Raw genomic sequence first — 24,561 nt, 5'->3', positions numbered from 1 at the left:
ATGGACTTTCCAGCAGGTTTTAAGGAAAAGTATGAGAAGATCTTGGGACAGGAAGCAGAGGCCTTTTTTGCGACTTTTGATCAAGATCCGATTTCAGCTTTTCGCAGCAATCCCTTAAAAGAGAATCAGAAAGATTTTACAGATGCGATTCCAAATACAGACTGGGGTTATTACGGAAAAGTGTCTGGGAAGTCAGTGGAACATGTCACGGGGCTGGTTTATTCTCAGGAGCCTGCTGCGCAAATGGTCGCTCAGGTTGCAGCACCGCAAAAGGGCATGAAAGTTTTGGATTTAGCGGCTGCACCAGGTGGAAAATCTACTCATTTACTCTCTTATCTGGGAAATACAGGCTTGCTGGTTTCTAACGAAATCAATGCTAAACGTAGTAAAATTTTGGTGGAAAATATTGAGCGTTTTGGAGCGCGAAATGTCCTTGTCACCAATGAATCTGCGGATCGATTGGCTAAGGTTTTTCAGGGCTATTTCGACCTCATTGTTCTGGATGCTCCTTGCTCTGGCGAAGGAATGTTTCGCAAGCAGCCAGATGCTACTCAATATTGGAGTCCGGAATATCCTGCCCAGTGTGCGCGTTTGCAACGAGAAATTCTAGAGGACGCTGTCAAGATGTTGGCGACAGGCGGGCAGTTGGTTTATTCAACTTGCACTTGGGCGCCAGAAGAAAATGAAGAAATTGTCGCTTGGCTTTTAGAGAATTTTCCCTTGGAATTGCTTGAAATACCAAAAATCAATGGCATGGTTGCAGGGATTGATTTTCCAGAAACAGCTCGTATGTATCCCCACCATTTCAAAGGAGAAGGACAATTTGTAGCGAAATTTCGCTTTACAGGCAGTCAGTCTGCTAAAAAAATCAAGGCGACCAAAAATAAATTGACAGCAGAGCAGAGAAAACTCTGGCAAGATTTCCAGAAAAAGCATCTAAAAATTGAGCTAGAAGGACATTTAGATACTTTTGGTGATAATCTGTATCTGCTGCCAGCTGGACTGCCAGATATCTCCAAACTAAAAATTGCTCGTAATGGCCTGCATCTAGGAGAATTTAAGAAAAATCGCTTTGAACCGAGCTTTGCCTTAGGTTTAGCCTTGAGGCCTAGTGAAGTCGTCTCAGTCCTTGAGATTGATGATGAGTCTTTTAGCAAATATGTAGCAGGCGAGACGGTTCAACTCTCTCAAAACTATCCAAATGGCTGGTATCAAGTGCTTGCCCAAGGCAATGGTCTGGGCTTTGCAAAAATTACTGGAAATACCTTGAAAAATTATTTCCCAAAGGGGCTTCGCTTTCGTTCAAAAGACTAGGCAAAGCCCTCTTTCTATGTTATAGTGGATATAGTGGGATTTTCAGATTTTTTCAATATAGACATTCCACTATCATTCTCAAGATTTCGAGGAAAAAAATGGTGAAGAAAAAATATAAGCTGATTTTGTCAGCAGTTCTAGTGCTATTTGCAGTTAGCCTCTCTGCTTGTTCCAGCTGGATTGACCGAGGGGAGTCTATGACTGCCGTTGGTTCGACAGCTCTTCAGCCGCTTGTCGAAGCAGCAGCGGATGAGTTTGGTTCGGCCAATATTGGAAAAACAGTCAATGTTCAAGGTGGCGGATCAGGTACGGGATTGTCTCAGGTTCAGTCTGGTGCGGTTGAAATTGGCAACTCAGATGTGTTTGCTGAGGAAAAAGAAGGGATTAACGCTTCAGCCCTTGTCGATCACAAAGTAGCAGTCGCTGGAATTGCCGTGATTGTCAATAAAGAAGTATTTGTCGATAATTTAACGGCAGAGCAGCTGCAGAAGATTTTTACTGGCGAAGTGACAAACTGGAAGCAGCTGGGTGGGGAAAATCTAGAGATTTCCATCATCAACCGTGCGGCAAGCTCTGGTTCTCGAGCTACGTTTGACAGTGTTATTATGGCTGGTAAATCAGCCGTTCAAAGTCAGGAACAAGATTCAAATGGGATGGTTAAGTCCATTGTTTCTCAAACACCGGGAGCCATTTCTTATCTGGCCTTTGCTTATGTGGATGATTCTGTCAAGACTTTGAAGCTCAATGGCTACGAGCCAACGGCTAAGAATGTTGCGACCAATGCTTGGCCACTATGGTCTTATGAGCATATGTATACATTGGGCAAGCCGACTGGTCTTGCAGCAGAGTTTCTGGACTACATGTTGTCAGACGAAGTTCAGGATGGGATTGTCTCAGGAATGGGCTATATTTCCATCAAGGAAATGCAGGTCAGCAAGGATGCTGATGGAAATGTTACGAGCTTAAAAGGAGATAGCAAATGAGAAATGAAGAATTAGCAAAAAAATTACTATCCCCTTCGAAAAACTCTCGTCTGGAAAAATTTGGGAAATATATCACCTTTGCCTGCCTGTCTTTAATCGTCCTGATTGTAGCCATGATTTTAATCTTCGTAGCACAAAAAGGCTTATCGACCTTCTTTGTCAATGGAGTCAATGTGTTTGAATTTTTATTTGGCTCCACTTGGAATCCGTCAGGTAAGGAATTCGGTGCCCTGCCGATGATCTTGGGGTCTTTCATTGTTACGATCCTGTCAGCATTGATTGCAACTCCCTTTGCTATTGGAGCGGCTGTCTTTATGACTGAAGTGTCGCCTAAAGGAGCCAAGATTCTTCAGCCTGCGATCGAACTCTTGGTTGGGATTCCGTCTGTTGTGTACGGATTTATCGGCTTGCAGGTTGTGGTTCCCTTTGTTCGGACTGTTTTTGGCGGTACCGGATTTGGGATTTTGTCTGGTATTTTCGTACTTTTTGTCATGATTTTGCCGACCGTTACCTTTATGACGACGGACAGTCTGCGTGCTGTACCACGCCACTACCGTGAAGCGAGTCTGGCTATGGGGGCTACGCGCTGGCAAACTATTTGGCGGGTGACGCTAAAGGCTGCTCGCTCAGGTATTTTTACAGCGGTGGTCTTTGGAATGGCGCGTGCCTTTGGTGAAGCCCTGGCTATCCAGATGGTTGTTGGGAACTCTGCCGTGATTCCAACCTCTTTGACAACACCTGCGGCGACCCTGACTTCCGTTTTGACCATGGGAATCGGAAATACCGTTATGGGAACAGTGGACAATAACGTCCTCTGGTCTCTGGCTCTGGTGCTCTTGATGATGAGCTTGGCCTTTAACAGTGTCATTAAACTGATTACAAAAGAAAGAGGTAAGAAAAACTATGCACGCTAAGAAATTAGATAAATTGGCGACTGGTATTCTCTACACGATAGCGAGTATCATTGTTGCTATTCTTGCCTCTCTGATTCTTTATATTCTGGTAAGAGGCTTGCCGCACATTTCTTGGTCTTTCCTGACTGGAAAATCTTCTTCCTATCAGGCTGGAGGTGGTATTGGGATTCAGCTCTACAATTCCTTCTTCCTGTTGGTGATTACTTTGATTATCTCTGTTCCTCTTTCTATGGGGGCTGGGGTTTATCTGTCAGAGTATGCTAAGAAAGGACCAGTGACCAACTTTGTCCGTACCTGTATTGAAATCCTGTCCTCGCTGCCATCCGTGGTAGTCGGACTCTTTGGCTATTTGATTTTCGTTGTCCAGTTTGAGTATGGCTTTTCTATCATCTCTGGTGCCTTGGCTCTGACTGTCTTCAATTTGCCTCAGATGACTCGGAATGTCGAGGACAGCTTACGCCACGTTCACCATACACAACGTGAAGCAGGACTAGCTCTAGGAATTTCCCGCTGGGAAACAGTACTGCATGTGGTGATTCCAGAGGCTCTTCCAGGGATTGTGACAGGGATTGTCCTTGCTTCTGGTCGGATTTTCGGTGAAGCAGCTGCCTTGATCTATACTGCTGGTCAATCTGCGCCAGCTCTGGATTGGTCTAATTGGAACATTTTTAGCATTACCAGCCCGATTTCGATTTTCCGTCAGGCGGAGACGCTGGCTGTCCATATCTGGAAGGTCAATAGTGAGGGAACCATTCCTGATGGCACTGTGGTGTCAGCAGGATCAGCAGCGGTGCTTCTGATTTTTATCTTGATTTTCAACTTTGGAGCCCGCAAACTCGGTTCCTACTTGCACAAGAAATTAACCTCTGCATAAAGGAGAAGCAATGACAGAATATAATTGGAATGAAAAACATATCATTACTTTTCCTGAAGAAAAGGTAGCCCTTTCGACCAAGGATTTGCATGTTTACTACGGTAAAAAAGAATCCATCAAGGGCATTGATATGCAGTTTGAAAAGAATAAAATCACAGCTCTGATTGGTCCGTCTGGCTCAGGGAAATCGACCTATCTCCGCAGTCTCAACCGTATGAATGACACGATTGATATTGCCAAGGTAACAGGGCAAATTCTTTACCAAGGAATAGACGTCAATCGGTCTGATATCAACGTTTACGAAATGCGTAAGCACATCGGCATGGTCTTCCAACGGCCCAATCCATTTGCTAAGTCTATTTATCGCAACATTACCTTTGCCCATGAACGAGCTGGTGTAAAAGATAAAAATATTTTGGATGAACTTGTTGAAACTTCGCTCAAACAAGCCGCACTTTGGGACCAAGTCAAGGATGATCTTCATAAGTCAGCCTTGACTTTGTCAGGCGGCCAGCAGCAGCGACTCTGTATTGCCCGAGCTATTTCGGTCAAGCCAGATATCTTGCTTATGGACGAGCCGGCTTCTGCGCTGGATCCGATTGCGACCATGCAGCTGGAAGAGACTATGTTTGAGCTCAAAAAGGACTATACGATCATCATCGTAACTCACAATATGCAGCAGGCTGCCCGGGCCAGTGACTACACCGGCTTCTTTTATCTAGGAGATTTGATTGAGTACGACAAGACTGCCAATATCTTCCAAAATGCCAAACTGCAGTCGACCAATGACTATGTTTCTGGTCATTTTGGTTAGAGGTGAAGAAACTAAAGGAATGAACTTATGACAGAACCTATTTTGCAAGTCAAGGACTTGTCGGTTTATTATAATAAAAAGAAAGCACTCAATAGTGTCTCCTTGGACTTTATGCCTAATGAAATCACTGCCTTGATTGGACCGTCCGGTTCAGGGAAATCCACCTTGCTTAAGGCTATCAACCGCATGGGAGATTTGAATCCTGAAGTCACTACGACTGGCACGGTCATCTATAACGGACACAATATCTACAGTCCTCGGACAGATACGGTGGAGTTGCGCAAAGAGATTGGCATGGTGTTCCAGCAACCTAATCCCTTCCCAATGACCATTTATGAAAATGTTGTCTATGGACTGCGCATCAATGGTATTAAGGATAAACAGGTTTTAGATGAAGCGGTGGAGCGTTCCTTGATTGGGGCTTCTATTTGGGACGAAGTGAAAGACCGTTTACATGATTCCGCTATCGGTCTCTCTGGTGGTCAACAGCAGCGGATTTGTGTAGCACGCGTTTTGGCTACCAGTCCGAAAATTATCCTCTTGGATGAGCCAACGTCAGCGCTAGATCCAATCTCTGCGGGTAAAATTGAGGAAACTCTCTATGGACTTAAGGACACCTATACCATGCTCTTGGTGACGCGCTCCATGCAGCAGGCTTCTCGGCTTTCGGATAAAACAGGCTTCTTCTTGGGTGGCGATTTGATGGAGTTTAATGATACTAAGGAGATGTTCCTCAACCCACAAAATAAGGAAACAGAAGATTATATTACAGGAAAATTTGGATAAGGAGTTGAATGATGTTACGATCTCAATTTGAAGAAGATTTGGAGAAATTGCACAATCAGTTCTACGCAATGGGACAAGAAGTGCTCTCACAAATCAACCGCACCGTGCGTGCTTTTGTCACACATGACCGTGACTTGGCAAAGGAAGTCATCGAAGATGATGCAGAAGTAAACGAATATGAAGTGAAATTGGAAAAGAAATCATTTGAAATGATTGCCCTCCAACAACCTGTTTCTCAAGACCTTCGAACTGTCTTGACTGTTCTCAAGGCTGTTTCAGACTTAGAGCGTATGGGAGACCATGCGGTATCCATTGCAAAAGCGGCTATTCGTATGAAGGGCGAGCAGCGTATTCCAGCTGTCGAGGACGAAATTAAAAAGATGGGTCGCGATGTGAAAAATTTCGTTGAAGCTGCCCTTGATCTCTACCTAAATGGTTCTGTAGATCAAGCCTATGAGGTAGCAGCTATGGATGAAAAAATCAACCATTATTTTGATAGCATTCGTGACCTGGCTACGGAAGAAATCAAGAAAAATCCTGAAGCCATCGTTACTGGCCGTGATTATTTCCAGGTTATTTCTTTCTTGGAACGTATCGGCGATTATGCCAAAAACATCTGCGAATGGGTCGTTTACTTTGAAACGGGTAAAATTATTGAATTATAATATATGTTAAAGAGACAGGCTAAGCTTGTCTTTTTTGTTTTGAGGAGGAGAAAAGAGAATAACAGGATGTCTTTAAAATGATTACTTTATGTTTGAAGTCAAAAATCAATTTTGAGTCAGTTGGAATGAGTATAAAGTCACTAAATATGGTAGAATAGTAAGAGATGAATCTTGAATGGAGGTTGGTTTATTACCAGCCCCTTCAATTAGATGAGGAGAAAAACATGCAAGCAGTTGCACATTTTATTGATACTTTTGTTCCAGAGCACTATGATCTCTTTTTGGATTTAAATCGTGCGGATAAGACTTTCTCAGGGAAAGTTACCATTACCGGTGAAGCCAAAGCTGAGAAAATTTCCTTGCACCAAAAGGATTTGACGATTGAGGCCGTAGAAGTGGCTGGACAAGCTCGTCCCTTCACTCTTGATAATGATAATGAAGCTCTTTACGTTGAATTGGCATCAGCGGGTCCTGTGGAAGTAACCTTGACCTATACAGGTAAGATTACAGATAATATGACGGGGATTTACCCATCTTACTATACAGTAGATGGAGTGAAAAAAGAGATCATTTCCACGCAATTTGAGAGCCATTTTGCCCGTGAAGCCTTTCCTAGCGTGGATGAGCCAGAAGCTAAAGCGACTTTTGATTTGGCATTGAAATTTGACCAAGCAGAAGGCGAACTAGCTTTGTCTAATATGCCTGAAATCGACGTTGAAAACCGGAAAGCGACAGGCATTTGGAAGTTTGAAAGAACGCCTCGCATGTCTTCTTATCTTTTGGCCTTTGCTGCTGGGGATATGCAAGGCATTACTGCTAAAACTAAAAACGGCACTTTGGTCGGTGTTTATGCAACCAAGGCTCACCCAGCTAGCAACTTAGAATTTGCTTTGGACATTGCGGTTCGCTCTATTGAATTTTACGAAGAATATTATGGTGTCAAATATCCGATTCCTCAGTCGCTGCACGTAGCCTTGCCGGACTTTTCATCTGGTGCTATGGAAAACTGGGGTCTGGTGACCTATCGCGAAATTTACCTCTTGGTAGATGAAAATTCTACGGTATCCAGCCGTCAAGATGTGGCACTTGTTATCGCCCATGAGTTGGCTCACCAATGGTTTGGTAACTTGGTCACAATGAAGTGGTGGGATGACCTCTGGCTCAATGAAAGCTTTGCCAACATGATGGAATACGTCTGTGTCAATGCGATTGAACCAAGCTGGAATATCTTTGAGAATTTCCAAACCACAGGTGTGCCTTTGGCGCTCAAACGAGATGCGACAGACGGAGTTCAGTCTGTCCATGTAGAGGTGAAGCACCCCGACGAAATCAATACTTTGTTTGATCCGGCTATCGTTTACGCCAAGGGAAGCCGCCTTATGCACATGCTTCGTCGTTGGTTGGGTGATGAGGCCTTTGCTAAAGGATTGAACGCTTACTTTGCTAAACACCAGTATGGAAATACCATCGGTCGTGATCTTTGGAATGCCTTGGGAGCTGCTTCTGGTCGTGATGTAGCAGCCTTTATGGACTCTTGGTTGGAACAGCCAGGATACCCTGTTTTGACGGCTACAGTAGAAAACGATACATTGAAACTCTCTCAAAAACAATTCTTTATCGGGGAGCACGAAGATAAGAAACGCACTTGGGTCTTGCCTTTAAATAGTAATTGGAAAGGTTTGCCAGATACGCTGGAGACAGAAACCCTGGAAATTCCAAATTACTCTGCCTTGGCTGCTCAAAACCAAGGTGCTCTGCGCTTTAATACAGAAAACACAGCCCACTATATCACGGACTATCAAGGTGTCTTGCTTGAGCAGATTTTAGAGGGTATTACAGACTTGGATAGTACCAGCAAGCTTCAAGTGGTGCAAGAGCGCCGTCTTTTAGCTGAAGCAGGCAGCATTTCATTTGCTGATTTGGTTCCAGTTATTGAAAAACTAACAGAAGAAACCTCCTATTTGGTTGTTTCAGGAGTCAAAGCTGTTTTGAATGGTCTTAAGCTGTTTGTGGACGAAGGAAGCGAGTGCGAGAAAGCCTATCATGAATTGGTTCTTAAACTTAGCAAATTCAACTTTGACCGTCTAGGCTTTGAAGTACAAGAAGGCGAAAGTGATGAAGATGAGTTGGTTCGTCAGATCGTTGTAGGAAGTCTGATTTCAGCTGACGATCAAGCAGCAAGCCAAGAAGCAAGTCGCATTTTTGCCGCTCATCAAGAGGACTTAGAGAAATTGCCTGCAGCTATTCGCTTGCATATTCTCATCAATCAAATCAAGCATTATGAGAGCAAAGAATTGGCTGACCAATACTTGAATGATTATGTTTCGACAGTTGACGGCAGCTTCAAACGTCAATTGGCATCTGCTTTGGCTTATACTAAGGACGCAGAAACACTTGCTCGTATCTTGGAATCTTTGAAAAACAAGGATATTGTGAAACCACAAGATTTGGCCATGAGTTGGTATTTCCCTCTCTTGAATCATCAATTTACTCAAGCTACTGCTTGGACTTGGGCGCGTGAGAATTGGGAGTGGATTAAAGCGGCTTTGGGTGGCGACATGAGCTTCGACAAATTCGTCATTTATCCAGCTAATGCCTTCAAGACAGCAGAAAGACTAGCAGAATACAAGGCCTTCTTTGAACCGCAGCTGGACGATATGGCTATCAGCCGTAATATCAGCATGGGAATTAAGGAAATCGCAGCGCGTGTTGACTTGATTGCCCGTGAAAAAGCAGCGGTGGAAAATGCAATCAAGGCATCAGTTTAGCCTAATGAAAAGATCAGATTATAAAGTCTGGTCTTTTTTGTTGCTTAGAATCCCATAGTTTCAGTCTTCTTTAAGAAAAAATTCAGTCCCGTTTAAGCAAAACTCCCTATAATAACTCTAGCACGTGAAAAGATGTGAACTTGTGTAATCAAACTTTATATTGCTTCATAGTGTTAAAATCCATGAAATACAAAATTTAGAAAGAGGAAAACTTTAAAATGGATATGGAAAAAATGATTGTAGTTAAAAAGAGTACCAAATGGTGGATGACAGCAGTAGCTAGTGCCTCTTTAGCTGTCGGAGCAATTGGTGGCTATGGAATTGGTGCCTTGACCCAGAAAAGTCCGCAACAGAGCTCAGCGCAACAAGCCACTATGCCTCAGCAAAACAAGCAAGATGGCAAGATGCCAGGTCAAGGCGGACAAACTCCTCAAGGTCAGGGGCAGGGAAATGAAAATGGTATGCCACCACAGATGGGGGGGCAAAACGGTCAAGATGGTCAAGGCGGTCCTGGAGGTGGAGGCCAGCCACCACAAGGAAATGGTCAACCAGGGGGACCACAAGAAGGAAATCAATCAAAAAAGAAGCCATCAAACGCTGACGGCACAACAAAAGATGATAAGAATAACGAAAATAACTCGAAAACAACAAATTCTTAAAGCATTTTCGACAAGTCATGATATAATAGAAAAAGATAAGTGAAGATAGAATGAGAAGTGTTTACCATGTCTCAATTTAAACTACACAGCATAAGCTTTTTCTAGAAAGGGAGGAACAGGATGATTAAGATTCTATTAGTGGAGGATGACCTCGGTCTGTCAAACTCAGTATTTGATTTTTTAGATGATTTTGCAGATGTTATGCAGATCTTTGACGGCGAAGAAGGCTTATACGAGGCAGAAAGTGGCGTGTATGACCTGATTCTACTGGACTTGATGCTTCCTGAAAAAGATGGCTTCCAAGTACTCAAAGAATTGCGTGAAAAAGGGGTGAGCACTCCTGTCCTCATCATGACTGCCAAGGAAAGTATCGATGATAAAGGCCATGGTTTTGAACTCGGAGCTGACGATTACCTAACCAAGCCATTTTATCTGGAAGAGCTGAAGATGCGGATTCAGGCCTTGCTCAAACGCTCTGGTAAGTTTAATGAAAATACCCTTTCCTATGGCGATGTGACGGTCAATCTTTCGACCAATTCGACCTTGGTAGATGGAAGAGAAGTTGAGCTACTGGGTAAAGAGTTTGATTTGTTGGTATACTTCCTTCAGAATCAGAATGTTATTTTGCCCAAGACTCAAATCTTCGATCGTTTGTGGGGCTTTGACAGCGATACAACGATTTCTGTGGTGGAAGTCTATGTATCTAAGATTCGGAAAAAATTGAAAGGAACGGCTTTTGCGAATAATCTTCAAACCCTTCGCAGTGTCGGTTACATTTTAAAGAATGCTGAATAAACTCAAAAAAGCCTTATATGCGGATGATTTTTCTTATTTCATTCGCTATTTTGGTGTGTTCACCCTGATTTTTTCGGCCATGACGCTCATTATTATCCAAGTCATGCGCTCTAGCCTTTACACGACCGTTGATGATAATCTCAAAAGTCTCAGTCAAAATCCCGCCTGGGTAGCCAATCTAGCCTATCGGACGACGGGCCGGCAATACCAACAGCCAGAGAATAAGGATTCAGAGAACAGAGATTCAGAGTCTGTGCAAGCTCATGATATCAAGATTGAGGAACCGGGTAGGGTAAATGTTAGCGCCAATACTTCAGCTATTCTTTTGAATGATGATTATCAGAATGTATCAGCAAAAAATAGCTTTTTAAACTTTGATGCGATTAAATTTAACAAACGCTTTCTTAATCAGATCAAGCAAATACAACTAACTAATAGCTATGGACAGGTCGAGAGTTATCGGGCCTATATGTTTGACATTGATCCAAATGATGAAATTGAAAATGTCAAATACGCAGTTGTCATGACTAGTATCAGCCAGCTGGAGCAGACTAGCGAAAAGCATGAAAAGCTGATTGCCATCGTCATGATTAGTTTCTGGGGTATTTCCTTGATTGCCAGTATCTATCTGGCGCGGATGAGTGTCAAGCCTCTCTTGGATAGCATGCAGAAGCAGAAATCCTTTGTTGAAAATGCTAGCCACGAATTGCGGACGCCTCTAGCTGTGCTGCAAAATCGTCTGGAATCTCTTTTCCGTAAGCCCGAGGCTACGATTATGGAGTCTAGTGAGAGTATCGCGTCCAGTTTAGAGGAAGTGCGAAATATGCGCCTGTTGACCACCAACTTACTCAACCTAGCTCGGCGCGATGACGGTATCAAGCCAGAATACGGTGAAGTCACACCAGACTTCTTCACGACAGCTTTTTCTAACTATGCTATTATTGCAGAGGAAAGCGACAAGGTCTTTGATTTCAAAAATCTGGTTTCAAAATCAATCACGACAGACAAGGTCTTGCTCAAGCAGGTTATGACCATCCTTTTTGATAATGCTATCAAATACACGGAAGAAGATGGAGAGATCTATTTCGTGGCTTCCGCCAATGATCGGAGCTTGACCTTGCGTATTTCTGACAATGGTCCAGGGATTGCGGGCGATGACAAGAAAAAAGTCTTCGATCGTTTTTATCGGGTGGATAAGGCACGGACTCGTCAAAAAGGTGGATTTGGACTAGGACTATCCTTGGCGAAACAAATCGTGGACGCCTTAAAAGGAACCATTACAGTCAAAGACAACAAACCGCGTGGAACCATCTTTGAAATCAAAGTTCCCCTTAGGTCAGATATTAGAAAACGAATTAGCAAAAGCTGAAAAACTTTTCATATTATTTCAAATTTGACTGCTTTTGCGGTATAATAAAAGAAAGAAATGAGAGAGGTACAACTATGACATCAAAAATGTTGCATACTTGTTTACGAGTGGAAAATTTAGAGGCTTCGATTGCCTTTTATGAAGATGCATTTGGATTCAAGGAACTACGTCGCAAGGACTTTCCAGAGCACGCTTTTACCATTGTTTATCTCGGTTTGGATGGAGATGATTATGAGCTTGAATTGACTTATAATTATGACCACGGACCTTATGTAATCGGTGATGGCTTTGCTCATATTGCTCTTAGCACGCCTGATTTGGAAGGTTTGCACGCTGAGCATGCTGCTAAGGGCTATGAAGTGACTGAACCAAAAGGGCTGCCTGGAAATCCACCGAATTATTATTTCATCAAAGATCCTGATGGCTACAAGGTCGAAGTGATTCGAGAAAAAAGTCTTTAAAAATAGGTGAAACTTGTATTTTAGCACTTGTAAGATACAAGTTTTTTAACATCAGAATCATTTTATGACAATAGCTTAGGGGATAATAGATGAAAAGACAACATAAAAGGAAGCGTAGACGAAAATATAGACTGATTCTCAGTCTTCTGAATCTGCTTTTCTTAGGACTTCTTATTTTTGGCGGACTACGAATCTATGAAATGTTTCAGGAACAGGAGTTCCAGAAAAAGGTTACAGAAGTGATTGCCAAGGAAGAGCAAGAGCATGCTGACAATGCCGAAAAGCAGTCTGGTAGGATTGGCACCCATTACGTGGCAGCTTTTTATCCTCTGATGAATGGGCAGCCTCTTCAAAGTGTCAAAGATAAAATCTTGCAGGACAGTCAGAGCATTTCAGATGACAAGAAGCAGAAGGAAAACTTGACGGCTTTGACCTTTTACTATACGGAGGAGAAGTCTACTAGTCTGGCCAATACCAAGGAAGTAGTCATTCAGCGAAAAGATTACAGCATCTCAAAAAGAGACATCAAGTCTGAAGAAGCAAGAGAAGTAGCCTCGACTTATATCAATCAGGAAGGCACAGCGGTGACTTTGGACAAGCTGTTTCAAAATCCAGAAGCTGCCAAGGAAATTTTCCTGAAGGAGTTGACCAGTCAGCTGACCTTTAGACAGGTGGAGGAAAGTCAGCAAACAGCAGCTTTAAATACCCTCCGAGAAATAGAGTTGAGCCAGTGGAATTTTCATTACGAGGATAGTTTATTTTCCATTCGTTTGCCCAAAGAAATCAACGGTGTGTCGAGCGTGACAGTTCCTCTGTCTAGTTTTTATGATCTAATCCGTCCAGAATATTTACAGGGGGCTGATTTGGAAGCTTACCAGCAGTATGAAACCAAGCGGCATGAGAAAATGGTTGCCCTGACCTTTGATGACGGTCCCGACAGTAAAACGACTCCTCAGGCCTTGGAAATTCTGAAACGCTACAATGCTAAAGCAACCTTCTTTATGGTGGGACAAAATGTTGCTGCCAATCCAGAACTGGCTAAACGTGTCCTTGATGAAGGCCATCAGCTCGGCATCCATACATGGAGCCATCCAGATTTGACTAAGTTACCTCTGAATCAATCCAAAAAGGAAATTTTAGACACTCAGGAAGCCATTTATAAGGCGACTGGTATCCGACCTATGATCACAAGACCGCCTTATGGAGCCATCAATTCTACGGTTCAAAATGCTGTCGATCAGTCCTTTATTATGTGGAGCGTGGACAGTCTTGACTGGAAAACGCGTAATACAAAGGCTATTATGCAGGAGATCGTGAAGACCCAGCCGGGATCTATTATCCTCATGCATGATATCCATCAGACGTCCATCGATGCTCTGCCAAGCGTTCTTGACTATCTGAAGAACAACGGCTATACTTTGGTGACAGTTGATGAACTATTAGAAAATCAGCTTCAACCACATCAGATTTATTACAGTAGAAATTGAAAAAAGCATTGGGAATATTAAGTTTCCAATGCTTTTTGCTTTGCTACCATCAAATAAAAATATTGATGAGCGTAATTCTCGCTTAAGGACACACATACAGTTCTTGTTTTTTCAAGATGATTTCTCGAACAGAGGCATATTTTTTGAGAGTTTTTAGTTCTTCTGGGTGGCTGATGAAGGTAATGACATAGCCTTCCTTGCCCATCCGACCTGTTCGGCCAGAACGGTGGGTGTAGGTTTCCAAAGCGCGCGGCACTTCGTTGTTGACTACGCACTCTAGGGAATCAATATCAATGCCACGCGCAACTATGTCAGTCGCCAGTAAGAGTGTGATATCGTAATCTTTAAATTTCTCAAGAATGACCTTGCGGAATTTTACATTGACATCGCTGGCTAGAGAGACCACACTAGCTCCTCGGTACTGAAGCTTTTCTTCAGCGCTGCCCAAATCTGACAAGCTGTTGAAAAAGACTAGCCCACGAAATTCTTCTACATTGGATAGTTTGCGCAAGAGTTCAACCTTATCACGTTTCTCCACCTGCATATAGAAGTGCTGGATATTGTCCAAAGTCTGGTCGTCAATGCTGATGCGCAAGGTATTTTCGGCGATCTTCTCTTGGTCAAACTTAGCTGTAGCACTCATGTAAATCAGCTGGTGGTCACGCGGTGCATAATGCAGAATCTTATCAACAAACGCATACTGGGAATCACTGAGAAGCTGGTCAAATTCATCTAGGATAATAGTTTCAACATTCATCATCTTGATTTTCTTGAGCTTAATGAGCTCGAAAATCCGACCCGGTGTGCCAATCAGTATCTCAGGACCTTTCTTGAGTCGCTCAATCTGTCTTTTCTGGCTATTACCAGAGAGGAGGAGTTGATTGCTCAAGCCTAAAGGCTCCGCCCAAGATTTACAAACATCAAAAATCTGTCCCGCTAGCTCTGTATTTGGAGCTAAAATCAAAAGCTGCTGCGCTTTTTTAGGCTTCAATTTCAACAAGCTAGGAAAGAGATAAGCCAATGTTTTGCCCGTACCGGTCGGACTGATGCCTAGCACCGTCTGTCCCTGAGAAATGGGCTGGAATATTTTTTCTTGGATAGCAGTCAGTTCAGCAAAACCCAGCTGATTTAGCTGGTCCTGCCAGACTGTTGGAAATGTTTCTTTAATCATGGTCAACCTCAAATCTAATGCCAGCATCTTTTCTCATGGCAAACAGACACTCATGCACAGCAGTAGCAGCCTGCAGGTAGTCGCTATAAAGCTCTTCTTGGCCGCCTTTAAGCACACGAGCAAAAGCCTGAGCCTCTTCCAGCATTTGGTGCTCTGCTTGGTGGATAGCTAGACTTTCCGTCTCTCCAGTCAGCTTTTGGAAAATGGCAGAGCGGATAAACTCGATACCATCTAGGGTCAGAGTGCCTTGGTCCGTATAGATTTCAGCTGGTAGCTGGCTATGGATATTTTTTCCAGCTTGGATACGAACCTGAAAATCAGGATAAATCAGACTGCCTGAACCGTTGAGATCAACGCTATTTGGCAGTTGTTGAGCTGTATAGCAAACGCTTTGTGGAGCACCAAACAGCTGGACAGCTGCATAAAGCGTGTAGACACCCAGATCCATCAGAGCACCGCCTGAGAATTTAGCAGAAAAAACATTTGGTTCCTGTCCACTCAGCAGGGCTCCCATCTTGGAAGAGTATTTTGCATAGGTGAAATTAGCTCCCCAAATTTTCTTGTCCTTTAGAAAGTCACGAATGACTGCAAAAGCTGCTTCATGGTAGTTTCTGGCTGCCTCAAAGATATAAACCTGATGTTCAGCTGCCAGCTTAACCAATTCCTGCCATTCTTCAGGCCTTGATACAGCTGGCTTTTCAACGATGACATGCTTTCGAGCCAAAATGGCTACCTTGGCATGGTTGAAGTGGAGGCTATTAGGACTGGCGATATAAATTACATCTAGGTCGGCAGATAAGAATTCAATCATATCGGTGTAGAGTGCGACGTTTTTATAAGCTTGCGCAAAACGCTCCGCGGCACTCAAAGTTCTTGAGTAAACAGCTGTAAACTCATACTCACCACTTAGTTGAGCTGCTTTGATAAACTCGTGGGAAATGGTTCCCGTACCGATGATACCGAGTTGTAACATACTTTCTCCTTTAAAATGATTTTCCTGAATTTTTCTTGATTCACCCTTTCATTATATCATGAATTAAGGTAAAATAGATAAGATAACAAGTAATGGAGAAAACAATGCAAAACAGACCTATTATTATCGGTGTTACAGGTGGATCTGGTGGGGGAAAAACCAGTGTATCTCGGGCGATTTTAGATCATTTTCCTAATGAAAAGATTTCCATGATTGAGCATGATTCATACTACAAGGATCAGTCTCATTTGACCTTTGAGGAGCGGGTTAAGACCAACTATGACCATCCTTTTGCTTTTGATACAGACCTCATGATTGAGCAGATTAAGGAGCTTTTGGCTGGCCGCCCAGTGGACATCCCGACCTATGACTATACGGAGCACACGCGCAGCAATAAAACCTATCGTCAGGAACCGCAGGATGTCTTCATTGTAGAGGGAATTTTGGTCTTGGAAGATCAACGCCTCCGCGATTTGATGGACATCAAGATTTTCGTCGATACTGATGATGATGTGCGGATTATTCGTCGGATTAAGCGGGACATGGAAGAGCGCGGACGCAGTTTGGATAGTGTCATTGAGCAGTATCTGGGTGTCGTAAAGCCTATGTACCATCAGTTTATCGAGCCGACCAAGCGCTATGCGGATGTCATCATTCCAGAGGGCGCTTCTAATAAAGTTGCGATTGATTTGATTACCACCAAGATTGAAAAGATTTTGGAGGAAGCTAGAGAAGGATAGAAAGGAAGTCTGGTGTTACACTGGACTTTTTGGGTAAATTATGAGAAAGTTCGTCAAAAGAGAATTCCATTCTCGATCAAAGTTTTTTGCCTGTTTGCTGACCTTTTGCGCAGGTTTCGTGGATGCTTACACTTTCATGGAGCGCGGGGGCACATTGGTTGCGGGCCAGACAGGAAACGTCGTCTTTTTGTCCGTTGAGCTGATTCATCACAAGACTGGAGAAATTGAAGTCAAACTGGCTACCATGCTAGCCTTTATGCTGGGAATTTTTCTGATAACAGTTTTCCGCCCCTTTTTTGAGCAGTCAATATGGCGAGTAAGTAGCATTTCACCAATGGTGCTCATCTGTACTCTGGTAGGCTTTATGCCAAGTACCGTGCCTAATATGCTGATCGTTCCTCCTATTGCTTTCTGTATGGGAGTCGTTGCGACAGCTTTTGGCGAGGTAGATGGCATAGTCTACAATAATTCCTTTATGACAGGAAATATCAAGAAAACGATGGTGGCTTTTGGAAATTTTGTGAGAACTCAGGAAAAACCATACTTAAAAGAGGGCATTTTCTTTGTTGCTTTGTTAGGAAGTTTTGTCATCGGAGCCATTATTTCTACCTACCTGCTCCAATTTTACGCCTTGCGAACCATTTGGATCGTTGCAGGAATTCTATTTGCTTTCATGATGTTCCGCTTGGTTCAGTATGTACGAAGATAATGACGAAGCATGATTTGTAAATTATTAAAAAGGTAGGATATAAATGTTTAAAAAGGCTGAAATGAAGCTCTTGGCTAGAAGCAATCTTCGTTATCGCATACTAAAAACAGAGGATAACTATTATCTTCTGGATGTAGAACGCCCTTTTTTGATTGTCTACTTCTTGCCCTTGTTGATTTACTTTGTACCTCACAGATGTTATGAGATGAGTAAGGAAGAATATGAGCAATTGTCTCAATCAGAGGAGAAGAATGCTCGGTTAAAAGAGGCCTTTGAAAAACATGGTCTTGGCTATAGCTTAGGAACTGGCGTAGGTGCCATGCTTCTATCGAGAGTATTTGATATCAATCAATTTTTGAAATTTGATTCAAGTAGAATTAGCAATTTTTTGGCTATTCTAATTGTATTATTGGTTTTTGGTTTGCGTTTATGGCTTACAGTGGCTTATGAAGTCCCTAGTGGATTAAAAAATAGTAGCTATCATACGATTTACGTTTATCCTTGCTTTGTTAAAGAATTGCTTTTTAGTATTTTTGCGTATATTATATCAGTGTTGTTTACAGTAATGATTATTGCCGCTTTTTTAACGAACATAATGGATAATTATATTGGTCATATTGGATTGTTAATATTTTTGACATTTTGGTTATTTATAGGGAATATGTTTTTCATGCGGCCGGCAAGTAATTATTGGATAAGAATAAAAAATGGCTAAGGGAACGGTATAAAAAACTTTTGAGGAGCTAATTATGCGAGCGCACCATGTGAATTTTCGTTATATATTATTAGAGGATGGTAAGGAATACTTTCTATTGGATAAGCTACCAACATTGTGGGGTTATTTTTTTCCTTATCTGAATTGGTTTAGCAATCGAACGATTTACCGATTGACAGAGACGCAATTTTGGGAAATCCGAATGCGTAAAAAACATTGGTTGGAGACCCTTCTAATTCCAGCACCGATATTTTTAGCTGTTTCAGTATGGGCAGGGCGGATGCGAACTAGTGACAGCTTATATGCATACCTTAATTTACCTCGCTTCTCATTTACTGAAAGATGGATTTATTGGTTTCTTGCTTTTATACTAGCAGTAATACTTGCAAATCTAATCTATTTTTTATCATCTCGGTCTTTAGTAAAGAAATTTGATTTTAGTCTTTACAAAAAAGAGAAGGGAAAAATAAGATTAACTAAATTGGCTCCTTGGATGAAAAAGCAGTTTAAGGGCGTTCTGATTCTCAACTTCCTAATCTTTTTGTTTAGCTTTTTCATTTTAAATTGGGGGACTTTAGCTTTCCTGATATTTCATTGTCTTATATTACTAATGTCTACGCTGTTAGCAGGTGATCTAAGCTATAGTGAGAATTGTCAGTATACAATAGAAAGAGATGAGAAAGATAGTGGTATAAAATAAAGGTATTTGTTTTCTAGTTGTTAGCTGCAGTGCTAGTAAAAATAAAATTCTGAATGAGTAAAATATTCAATAATACGGGAGACCAAAGTGACTACATTTAAAAAATTGTTGTTTCTTGGAAATTTTCAAGAACAAGATATTTTCTATCATTTTGAATCAGGGAAACTCTATTCTTACTCTTATAAACCAGATAAGGTATGGGACATTAAATGGGCAGTTTTAACTTCTGGACTGGTGCTAACCAACTTACTATCTTCCATCGGTTTTCATACTTTCTCAAATTCTTTTGTAAAATATGGTTTGCTTATAAGCATGATATTCACCATTGTTCTTTTAGCAGAATGGGCTCTGAAACTCAAACATGATCAAGAATTGATAAGTTTTAATCCTAGTAATTATTTTGGTTGGTCTGACTTTATTAAGAAATGCAAGAATAACTTGTTGTTCCTCTCATTGACAGGTATTGTTTTCTCTGTAATGACATTTCAATTTTTATTGACCTATCTTCAAGAAGCAAACTTGTATAACTTTATCCTATTTAGTCTTTTTTTCCCAGTTTCCTATTTTTTAACATTTGGGGTTCGACCAATCAAAAGATTTTTGATGTTAAAGAAATTATCCGAGGAAATATCTAATACTTAAGTTATTACCAATAGGTAATGTTGTCCAGCTTAATAAAGAGGAAGTAAAAATCACTATTCTCTATATGATAATAAAGATGAAATTGCTATTAGACTAGTCTGGTAGGAAATTGGAAAAGTTTAGTATAGGTGATAATGTATTAAAAAATGATTATCACGATTTATAATCGCCAGCAATTATTTGAATCAAATATATAATGGAATAAGCTGATTACCAAGGAGAATATTGTTGAAAAATAAAGCAAAGTTGGTTAATTTAGGTGCTTATAAGGATAAGTATTACCACTTTGATTTTGAAAATAAAACATTATTAGAAGAGGTAAAACCTCCTAATTATTTGTCTTATATTTTAGTGCCGATAACTGTTTACGTTCTAAGATTTCTGATGACTGGTATTGAAAAAACTGGTATATTTGAAAGTGGGAGTACTCGAATTTTCCTAGTTCTATTTCTACTTGTAATCTCTTATCTATTGGCCCAATGGATTACAAAAAGTTATCAATCAAAGCTAGAACTTCAAAAATCTGCGCTTGATAAACATGTGTTGGCTAATTTTGTAAAAAGCCTTAGAAGAAGACACATAGTTTTTCTTACACTGAAATCAGTGATATATTTAGCAATTTTGATTTGTGCCTGGCTATTTCTATTAGGTGTGCTTGGAGATATCTTTCTGCTATTTCTAGGAATTTTACTTTCTTTATTTATACTAAATGCAGATTATCAATTACAAAAATGGCCCTTCATCATTCAAACTCTACAAAAAGGAGACTTTTAATTTTTAAGATTTTGAAATAATAGGATCTTGAAGATGATGTCTCCTAGTTATTCATTAGATGTTAAGTAAATAAAGACTGATAATCAAAATCTTGCTTTGAAATGCATGGTCCTGTATTCTATAATTTCCCAACTATAAATTGTGGCAAATGAAGCAATGATTTGATCACAAAAGGAGTAAACTGATATGAAAAAATTTTTTCTAAGTCTCTTCTCCCTCCTTGTAGTAGGTAGCTGTGTCTTTGGTTTTCTAAGATATCGGGACTATGACTCACTAAAAAATCCAATTGATGAAATCTATTATGCGAGCGTTCATTACAAAAATATTCTTGGTTTGCCAGTCATGAGTAGGATTATAGAAAGTAATACGGCATATGTAGGTGAGCCGGCCTGGATATACTATCGCCGAGCTAAACCTAGTTTGGCAGATGATGAAGATTTGCAGCTATATATCAATTCCGATGGTTTGCTTGCTGTTTTGTATAGTAAAAAGTTATCAGGAGAAACTTATCTCAATATTGACTATGTCTATGAGGAGGGTTTCGTTAAACAAAATGTCTCCATTGCTTTCTCCAAAGTTTCGGATTTTACTGTTCAAGCTTTTATTAATCAATCTAAAGAAAGGGGCTATGTCAGGACAGCAGATGAAATTTATCGCTCTCTTGGAGGGGGAGAGCCCCCGCGTAAGAGTCTAGTGTCAAAAGAGGAGATATTGGACTATCTGAAGGATTACGATATTGATCAGACTTGGTTGGCAGAAAAATCTGATCAAATTCTCTACACCTATTTTCTGGATATCTGGTTTAAAGAGGGAAGTCAGCGCTATTCTAAAGAAAATATGGGCGATTTGAAAGTGAAATACTCGGATACCATAGGGAAAGAGTAAATAGGTTATACTAAACCAGACAGAATTTAATAAGTTTTTTTACTCAAAAAACGTTATAGGCCTTTTCGATTCAAGGTTAAATTATTAGAGGCGATGCAACCTTTGTAGGATTTTAATGAGTAAAATGGTGAGTAGAGGAGGATGCGAATTGATAAAAAAGCCATCGATTGTTATCTATAAAAGATCAGCACTGGGACTACTTAGTCTATTTAGTTTAATGGTGGTGACCAGTTTTTTTAATATTTTCCTAGAAGAAAATCGGTCAGCAAATCTTTTCTATTTCTTAGTATCAGTTTCTTTATTGCTCACAGTAGGTTGGATGGCCTTTGCTTTTATGGGAAAAATCCAGCTTGATGGTCAATACTTGCTTGTTTTCCGAAATTTCAAATGCTATCGCTTTCCACTTTCTTCAGTGACATTTTACTTCGGAAAGAATAGACACGCTTATCGTGGCAGTTATGAATGGCCTTTATTTATTGTAGGGGAAGCGTTGACCCAAAATGGCAGCAGTCAAAAAGTAACGCTGAAGTTAATTGGAAGTAAGCGGAAGAACCGTCAATTCCAGCAATTTATTCAAGAACATCTTGAAGGGAAAATACATCCTCTGCCTAAGGAAGATTCGTGGAAACTGAATGCTTTTGGTCAGTTAGAGATCATTGAAGATGAAGCGCATGAAGAACCAAAGTCAGCATTGGCAGTTACTAGGAAGCTGGCTGATTTTATCGAATTTGGAGCAGATCAAGGAAATGTCAAAAGGACTGTGTTTTATGATATTAAGCGAAATGAGCTTTTTGTAGGGAAAAGTGTGCCTTTTCCAATGATTTTTCTACCAAGTGCTGGTTTTTCTTATGGCCTGTATATATTAACGGAGAATCTGACTGTACGAGGTTTGTTCCCTTTACTTTTTTCCTTCATTTTCATGCTTTTACTGGCTCTTTACCAGTTTAAAAATAGAAGGGAGAAATCAGTAGTTGAAGTAGTGCCTTATGAGATGCCTATAGACTATTTTGCCACCCAAAAATCTAACGGTCTAAAAACCTATGCTTTCATTTTCCTCTCTGCCTTGATTTCAGCTGTTTTCTCTTGGCTTTATCTTCTATTTGGCAGTTTCCTACTTTTATTTTTGACGATTGTGACATGGTATTGCTTCTTGCTCTTGCTCCTGTCTGGGCAATTTAAAAAATCTAAATATTTGAAAGTATTAGAAAAAGAAAAGTAATATAGAAATCAAAGATGGAAAAGTTGATTTGGAAAGCATGGGGATCAGCAATGGTATAAGGCTGGCAGATTTGCCGCGTATGATTCTCTTCTAATAGGGAGGAATGACTGGTTTTCAAAATTTTATCCTTGTAGTCAATATATTACTAGAAGAAGGAGCTGGCCTGCTTCTTTTTCTTTCTCGCATTTATACTAATAATGCCACAAAATAATCCAGCATATTAAAAATTTTCAGAAAATATCGAATTATCTGTTGACAGCTGAATGATACTGTGCTAAAATACTAATCAATAACATTTCAAAAGGAGTCAGTCAAACATGAAGTCAACTCAATTTTCAGACTTTGCTTTGTTGTTGCGTTACTCGGGCTAGTGCGAAAGCATTAGTCCTGTTTGGCTTACCAAGCGGGAGTAAATCAACATCTCGCTTGGCTTCCAGCGAGATGTTTTTATTTTATTCTTCACGAAAATCTTTGCTAGGATATACTGAGAAAAGCGAACTAAAAGTTCATTCCATAGTTGTATCTCTCATTGATTTTTATAGCTGTTTTAAACGATAAAGAAAGAGGAAAGTCTATGCAAAAAGTTGAGTTTCTTGATACCAGCCTTCGGGACGGTGAGCAGACACCGGGAGTGAATTTCTCTATTAAGGAAAAGGTTGCCATTGCTAAGCAACTAGAAAAATGGGGAATTTCTGCTATTGAAGCTGGTTTCCCAGCTGCTAGTCCAGATTCATTTGCGGCAGTGCAAGAGATTGCTAAAGTCATTACAAAAGCGTCTGTCACTGGCTTGGCGCGTTCGGTTAAATCGGACATCGACGCCTGCTACGAGGCACTCAAGGATGCCAAACATCCGCAGATCCACGTCTTTATTGCAACCAGTCCCATCCATAGAGAGTTCAAGCTGAAAAAGTCCAAGGAAGAGATTTTAGAAGCCATTAAGGAGCACGTTTCCTATGCTCGCTCTAAGTTTGAGATTGTCGAGTTTTCACCTGAGGATGCGACACGGACCGAGCTGGATTTTCTGCTTCAAGTTGTCCAGACAGCAGTTGATGCAGGTGCTAGCTACATCAACATTCCAGACACAGTCGGCTTTACCACGCCAGAAGAGTTTGGCAATATCTTCAAGCATCTGATTGACAATGTCCAAACAGATCGTGAGATTATCTATAGTCCTCACTGTCACGATGATTTGGGAATGGCGGTAGCCAACAGCCTGTCCGCGGTCAAATACGGAGCTAGACGGGTGGAAGGCACTATTAATGGTATTGGCGAGCGTGCTGGTAATGCTGCGTTGGAAGAAGTAGCGGTTGCCTTGGAAATTCGCAAGGATTATTACCAAGTTGAGACAGACATTGTCCTTAATGAAACCATCAACACTTCTGAGTTGGTGTCCCGCTTCTCAGGTATTCCAGTGCCTAAGAACAAGGCGGTTGTTGGTGGCAATGCCTTCTCTCATGAGTCCGGTATCCATCAGGATGGCGTTCTTAAGAATCCACTGACCTATGAAATCATTACTCCTGAGCTGGTTGGAGTCAAGAGCAATTCACTTCCGCTTGGCAAGCTGTCTGGCCGCCACGCCTTTGTTGAAAAACTCAAAGAACTGTCTCTGGACTTTGAAGAATCTGAAATTAATGAGCTCTTTGCTAAGTTTAAGGCCTTGGCTGATAAGAAAAACGAAGTCACGGACGCTGACATTCGGGCTCTGATTGCTGGAACTACAGTTGAAAATCCAGAAGGCTTCCACTTTAATGATCTGCAGCTGACGACCAATGACGATCATACCATCACAGCAGATGTGCAGTTGGTTAATGGCGACGGTGAGACGGTCAACTGTGTGGCAGAAGGCAAGGGAAGTGTCGAAGCTATCTTTAATGCTATTGACCAATTCTTTAACCAATCTGTTCAACTTTTAGCCTATAATATTGAGGCCGTGACGGACGGAATTGACTCTCAGGCTCGTGTTTTAGTAGCTATTGAAAATACGGATACAGATACGATTTTCAACTCCTCTGGTATTGACTTTGATGTTCTTAAGGCCAGCGCCATTGCCTATATCCATGCCAATACCTTTGTGCAAAAGGAAAATGCCGGTGAAATCGGCCATCAGGTATCCTACCGCGATCTGCCTGCAAATAATTAGAAGG

Annotated in this window: 24 protein-coding genes; 22 read left to right on the top strand and 2 right to left on the bottom strand. The window is 41.2% G+C overall.

The genetic code is table 11. The features are described from left to right. From HMPREF9960_RS00735 to HMPREF9960_RS00675, 13 genes are all read left to right on the top strand, one after another. Window positions 1-1,314: an RsmF rRNA methyltransferase first C-terminal domain-containing protein gene (locus HMPREF9960_RS00735; protein WP_005591947.1), complete on the top strand. Its 1,314-nt coding sequence runs from the start codon at window positions 1-3 to the stop codon at window positions 1,312-1,314. 98 nt (window positions 1,315-1,412) lie between these two features. After that, the gene (locus HMPREF9960_RS00730) at window positions 1,413-2,297 is read left to right on the top strand and encodes a phosphate ABC transporter substrate-binding protein PstS family protein (RefSeq protein ID WP_005590254.1); all 885 of its coding nucleotides are present in this window, start codon (window positions 1,413-1,415) and stop codon (window positions 2,295-2,297) included. Then, window positions 2,294-3,211, top strand: a complete 918-nt coding sequence (gene pstC / locus HMPREF9960_RS00725) for a phosphate ABC transporter permease subunit PstC (protein ID WP_005590255.1) — start codon at window positions 2,294-2,296, stop codon at window positions 3,209-3,211. The genes HMPREF9960_RS00730 and pstC overlap by 4 nt, the downstream gene beginning before the upstream one ends. Then, the gene (pstA, locus tag HMPREF9960_RS00720) at window positions 3,201-4,085 is read left to right on the top strand and encodes a phosphate ABC transporter permease PstA (RefSeq protein ID WP_005590256.1); all 885 of its coding nucleotides are present in this window, start codon (window positions 3,201-3,203) and stop codon (window positions 4,083-4,085) included. Before pstC ends, pstA begins: the two co-directional genes overlap by 11 nt. A 10-nt stretch (window positions 4,086-4,095) precedes the next feature. Beyond that, complete coding sequence (gene pstB / locus HMPREF9960_RS00715; RefSeq protein WP_005590257.1) at window positions 4,096-4,899, top strand: phosphate ABC transporter ATP-binding protein PstB; 804 nt, start codon at window positions 4,096-4,098, stop codon at window positions 4,897-4,899. A 27-nt stretch (window positions 4,900-4,926) separates the two neighbouring features. Continuing rightward, complete coding sequence (gene pstB, locus HMPREF9960_RS00710; RefSeq protein ID WP_005590258.1) at window positions 4,927-5,685, top strand: phosphate ABC transporter ATP-binding protein PstB; 759 nt, start codon at window positions 4,927-4,929, stop codon at window positions 5,683-5,685. A gap of 11 nt (window positions 5,686-5,696) precedes the next feature. Then, the gene (gene phoU, locus HMPREF9960_RS00705; protein WP_005591940.1) at window positions 5,697-6,350 is read left to right on the top strand and encodes a phosphate signaling complex protein PhoU; all 654 of its coding nucleotides are present in this window, start codon (window positions 5,697-5,699) and stop codon (window positions 6,348-6,350) included. 224 nt (window positions 6,351-6,574) lie between these two features. Then, window positions 6,575-9,118, top strand: a complete 2,544-nt coding sequence (locus HMPREF9960_RS00700) for a M1 family metallopeptidase (RefSeq protein WP_005591931.1) — start codon at window positions 6,575-6,577, stop codon at window positions 9,116-9,118. A gap of 218 nt (window positions 9,119-9,336) precedes the next feature. Further along, window positions 9,337-9,777 carry a hypothetical protein gene (locus tag HMPREF9960_RS00695; RefSeq protein ID WP_005590264.1) on the top strand — a complete coding sequence of 147 codons (441 nt, stop codon included), beginning with the start codon at window positions 9,337-9,339 and terminating at the stop codon, window positions 9,775-9,777. A gap of 120 nt (window positions 9,778-9,897) precedes the next feature. Next, the gene (locus tag HMPREF9960_RS00690; RefSeq protein ID WP_005590265.1) at window positions 9,898-10,572 is read left to right on the top strand and encodes a response regulator transcription factor; all 675 of its coding nucleotides are present in this window, start codon (window positions 9,898-9,900) and stop codon (window positions 10,570-10,572) included. Continuing rightward, a complete protein-coding gene (locus HMPREF9960_RS00685; RefSeq protein WP_005590266.1) occupies window positions 10,562-11,941 on the top strand; it encodes a sensor histidine kinase in 1,380 nt (459 codons plus the stop codon). Before HMPREF9960_RS00690 ends, HMPREF9960_RS00685 begins: the two co-directional genes overlap by 11 nt. Window positions 11,942-12,015: 74 nt before the next feature. Further along, complete coding sequence (gene gloA, locus HMPREF9960_RS00680; RefSeq protein ID WP_005590267.1) at window positions 12,016-12,402, top strand: lactoylglutathione lyase; 387 nt, start codon at window positions 12,016-12,018, stop codon at window positions 12,400-12,402. 89 nt (window positions 12,403-12,491) lie between these two features. After that, entirely contained in the window at window positions 12,492-13,889 is a 1,398-nt protein-coding gene (locus HMPREF9960_RS00675; protein ID WP_005590268.1) for a polysaccharide deacetylase family protein, read from the top strand. A gap of 82 nt (window positions 13,890-13,971) precedes the next feature. Here HMPREF9960_RS00675 and HMPREF9960_RS00670 read toward each other — a convergent pair whose 3' ends face one another. Then, a complete protein-coding gene (locus tag HMPREF9960_RS00670) occupies window positions 13,972-15,060 on the bottom strand; it encodes a DEAD/DEAH box helicase (protein ID WP_303620868.1) in 1,089 nt (362 codons plus the stop codon). Then, window positions 15,053-16,033 carry a Gfo/Idh/MocA family protein gene (locus tag HMPREF9960_RS00665; protein ID WP_005590270.1) on the bottom strand — a complete coding sequence of 327 codons (981 nt, stop codon included), beginning with the start codon at window positions 16,031-16,033 and terminating at the stop codon, window positions 15,053-15,055. Before HMPREF9960_RS00665 ends, HMPREF9960_RS00670 begins: the two co-directional genes overlap by 8 nt. 104 nt (window positions 16,034-16,137) lie before the next feature. On the opposite strand from HMPREF9960_RS00665, the gene udk reads away from it, so the two are divergent. From udk to HMPREF9960_RS00620, 9 genes are all read left to right on the top strand, one after another. Then, entirely contained in the window at window positions 16,138-16,773 is a 636-nt protein-coding gene (gene udk / locus HMPREF9960_RS00660) for a uridine kinase (protein WP_005591973.1), read from the top strand. A 40-nt stretch (window positions 16,774-16,813) separates the two neighbouring features. Beyond that, window positions 16,814-17,482 (top strand): YoaK family protein, encoded by a 669-nt coding sequence (locus tag HMPREF9960_RS00655; protein WP_005590272.1) that lies wholly within the window; start codon window positions 16,814-16,816, stop codon window positions 17,480-17,482. Window positions 17,483-17,525: 43 nt separating this feature from the next. Then, window positions 17,526-18,197 (top strand): DUF443 domain-containing protein, encoded by a 672-nt coding sequence (locus tag HMPREF9960_RS00650; RefSeq protein ID WP_005590274.1) that lies wholly within the window; start codon window positions 17,526-17,528, stop codon window positions 18,195-18,197. Between the two features lie 34 nt (window positions 18,198-18,231). Beyond that, window positions 18,232-18,897, top strand: a complete 666-nt coding sequence (locus tag HMPREF9960_RS00645) for a DUF443 domain-containing protein (protein ID WP_005590276.1) — start codon at window positions 18,232-18,234, stop codon at window positions 18,895-18,897. A gap of 87 nt (window positions 18,898-18,984) precedes the next feature. Continuing rightward, window positions 18,985-19,539, top strand: coding sequence for a hypothetical protein (locus HMPREF9960_RS00640; RefSeq protein WP_005590278.1), 555 nt, complete (start codon window positions 18,985-18,987; stop codon window positions 19,537-19,539). 228 nt (window positions 19,540-19,767) lie between these two features. Continuing rightward, window positions 19,768-20,313, top strand: coding sequence for a hypothetical protein (locus tag HMPREF9960_RS00635; protein ID WP_005590279.1), 546 nt, complete (start codon window positions 19,768-19,770; stop codon window positions 20,311-20,313). A gap of 186 nt (window positions 20,314-20,499) precedes the next feature. Further along, entirely contained in the window at window positions 20,500-21,198 is a 699-nt protein-coding gene (locus tag HMPREF9960_RS00630) for a TipC family immunity protein (protein WP_005590280.1), read from the top strand. Window positions 21,199-21,415: 217 nt separating this feature from the next. Beyond that, entirely contained in the window at window positions 21,416-22,417 is a 1,002-nt protein-coding gene (locus tag HMPREF9960_RS00625) for a hypothetical protein (protein WP_037585969.1), read from the top strand. 574 nt (window positions 22,418-22,991) lie between these two features. Next, on the top strand, window positions 22,992-24,557 hold the full coding sequence (locus HMPREF9960_RS00620; protein ID WP_005591952.1) for a 2-isopropylmalate synthase: 1,566 nt from the start codon (window positions 22,992-22,994) through the stop codon (window positions 24,555-24,557). The last annotated feature ends 4 nt before the right edge of the window (window positions 24,558-24,561 follow it).

The organism is Streptococcus cristatus ATCC 51100 (assembly GCF_000222765.1).
Taxonomy (GTDB): domain Bacteria; phylum Bacillota; class Bacilli; order Lactobacillales; family Streptococcaceae; genus Streptococcus; species Streptococcus cristatus.
The sequence above is the reverse complement of the archived record's forward strand: the minus strand, read 5'-3'. Positions and strand labels throughout refer to the sequence as shown.

Coding starts and splice junctions, on each gene's coding strand:
- HMPREF9960_RS00735 (WP_005591947.1), top strand. CDS start 1: ATGGACTTTCCAGCAGGTTTTAAGGAAAAGTATGAGAAGATCTTGGGA.
- HMPREF9960_RS00730 (WP_005590254.1), top strand. CDS start 1,413: ATGGTGAAGAAAAAATATAAGCTGATTTTGTCAGCAGTTCTAGTGCTA.
- pstC (WP_005590255.1), top strand. CDS start 2,294: ATGAGAAATGAAGAATTAGCAAAAAAATTACTATCCCCTTCGAAAAAC.
- pstA (WP_005590256.1), top strand. CDS start 3,201: ATGCACGCTAAGAAATTAGATAAATTGGCGACTGGTATTCTCTACACG.
- pstB (WP_005590257.1), top strand. CDS start 4,096: ATGACAGAATATAATTGGAATGAAAAACATATCATTACTTTTCCTGAA.
- pstB (WP_005590258.1), top strand. CDS start 4,927: ATGACAGAACCTATTTTGCAAGTCAAGGACTTGTCGGTTTATTATAAT.
- phoU (WP_005591940.1), top strand. CDS start 5,697: ATGTTACGATCTCAATTTGAAGAAGATTTGGAGAAATTGCACAATCAG.
- HMPREF9960_RS00700 (WP_005591931.1), top strand. CDS start 6,575: ATGCAAGCAGTTGCACATTTTATTGATACTTTTGTTCCAGAGCACTAT.
- HMPREF9960_RS00695 (WP_005590264.1), top strand. CDS start 9,337: ATGGATATGGAAAAAATGATTGTAGTTAAAAAGAGTACCAAATGGTGG.
- HMPREF9960_RS00690 (WP_005590265.1), top strand. CDS start 9,898: ATGATTAAGATTCTATTAGTGGAGGATGACCTCGGTCTGTCAAACTCA.
- HMPREF9960_RS00685 (WP_005590266.1), top strand. CDS start 10,562: ATGCTGAATAAACTCAAAAAAGCCTTATATGCGGATGATTTTTCTTAT.
- gloA (WP_005590267.1), top strand. CDS start 12,016: ATGACATCAAAAATGTTGCATACTTGTTTACGAGTGGAAAATTTAGAG.
- HMPREF9960_RS00675 (WP_005590268.1), top strand. CDS start 12,492: ATGAAAAGACAACATAAAAGGAAGCGTAGACGAAAATATAGACTGATT.
- HMPREF9960_RS00670 (WP_303620868.1), bottom strand. CDS start 15,060: ATGATTAAAGAAACATTTCCAACAGTCTGGCAGGACCAGCTAAATCAG.
- HMPREF9960_RS00665 (WP_005590270.1), bottom strand. CDS start 16,033: ATGTTACAACTCGGTATCATCGGTACGGGAACCATTTCCCACGAGTTT.
- udk (WP_005591973.1), top strand. CDS start 16,138: ATGCAAAACAGACCTATTATTATCGGTGTTACAGGTGGATCTGGTGGG.
- HMPREF9960_RS00655 (WP_005590272.1), top strand. CDS start 16,814: ATGAGAAAGTTCGTCAAAAGAGAATTCCATTCTCGATCAAAGTTTTTT.
- HMPREF9960_RS00650 (WP_005590274.1), top strand. CDS start 17,526: ATGTTTAAAAAGGCTGAAATGAAGCTCTTGGCTAGAAGCAATCTTCGT.
- HMPREF9960_RS00645 (WP_005590276.1), top strand. CDS start 18,232: ATGCGAGCGCACCATGTGAATTTTCGTTATATATTATTAGAGGATGGT.
- HMPREF9960_RS00630 (WP_005590280.1), top strand. CDS start 20,500: ATGAAAAAATTTTTTCTAAGTCTCTTCTCCCTCCTTGTAGTAGGTAGC.
- HMPREF9960_RS00625 (WP_037585969.1), top strand. CDS start 21,416: ATGGTGGTGACCAGTTTTTTTAATATTTTCCTAGAAGAAAATCGGTCA.
- HMPREF9960_RS00620 (WP_005591952.1), top strand. CDS start 22,992: ATGCAAAAAGTTGAGTTTCTTGATACCAGCCTTCGGGACGGTGAGCAG.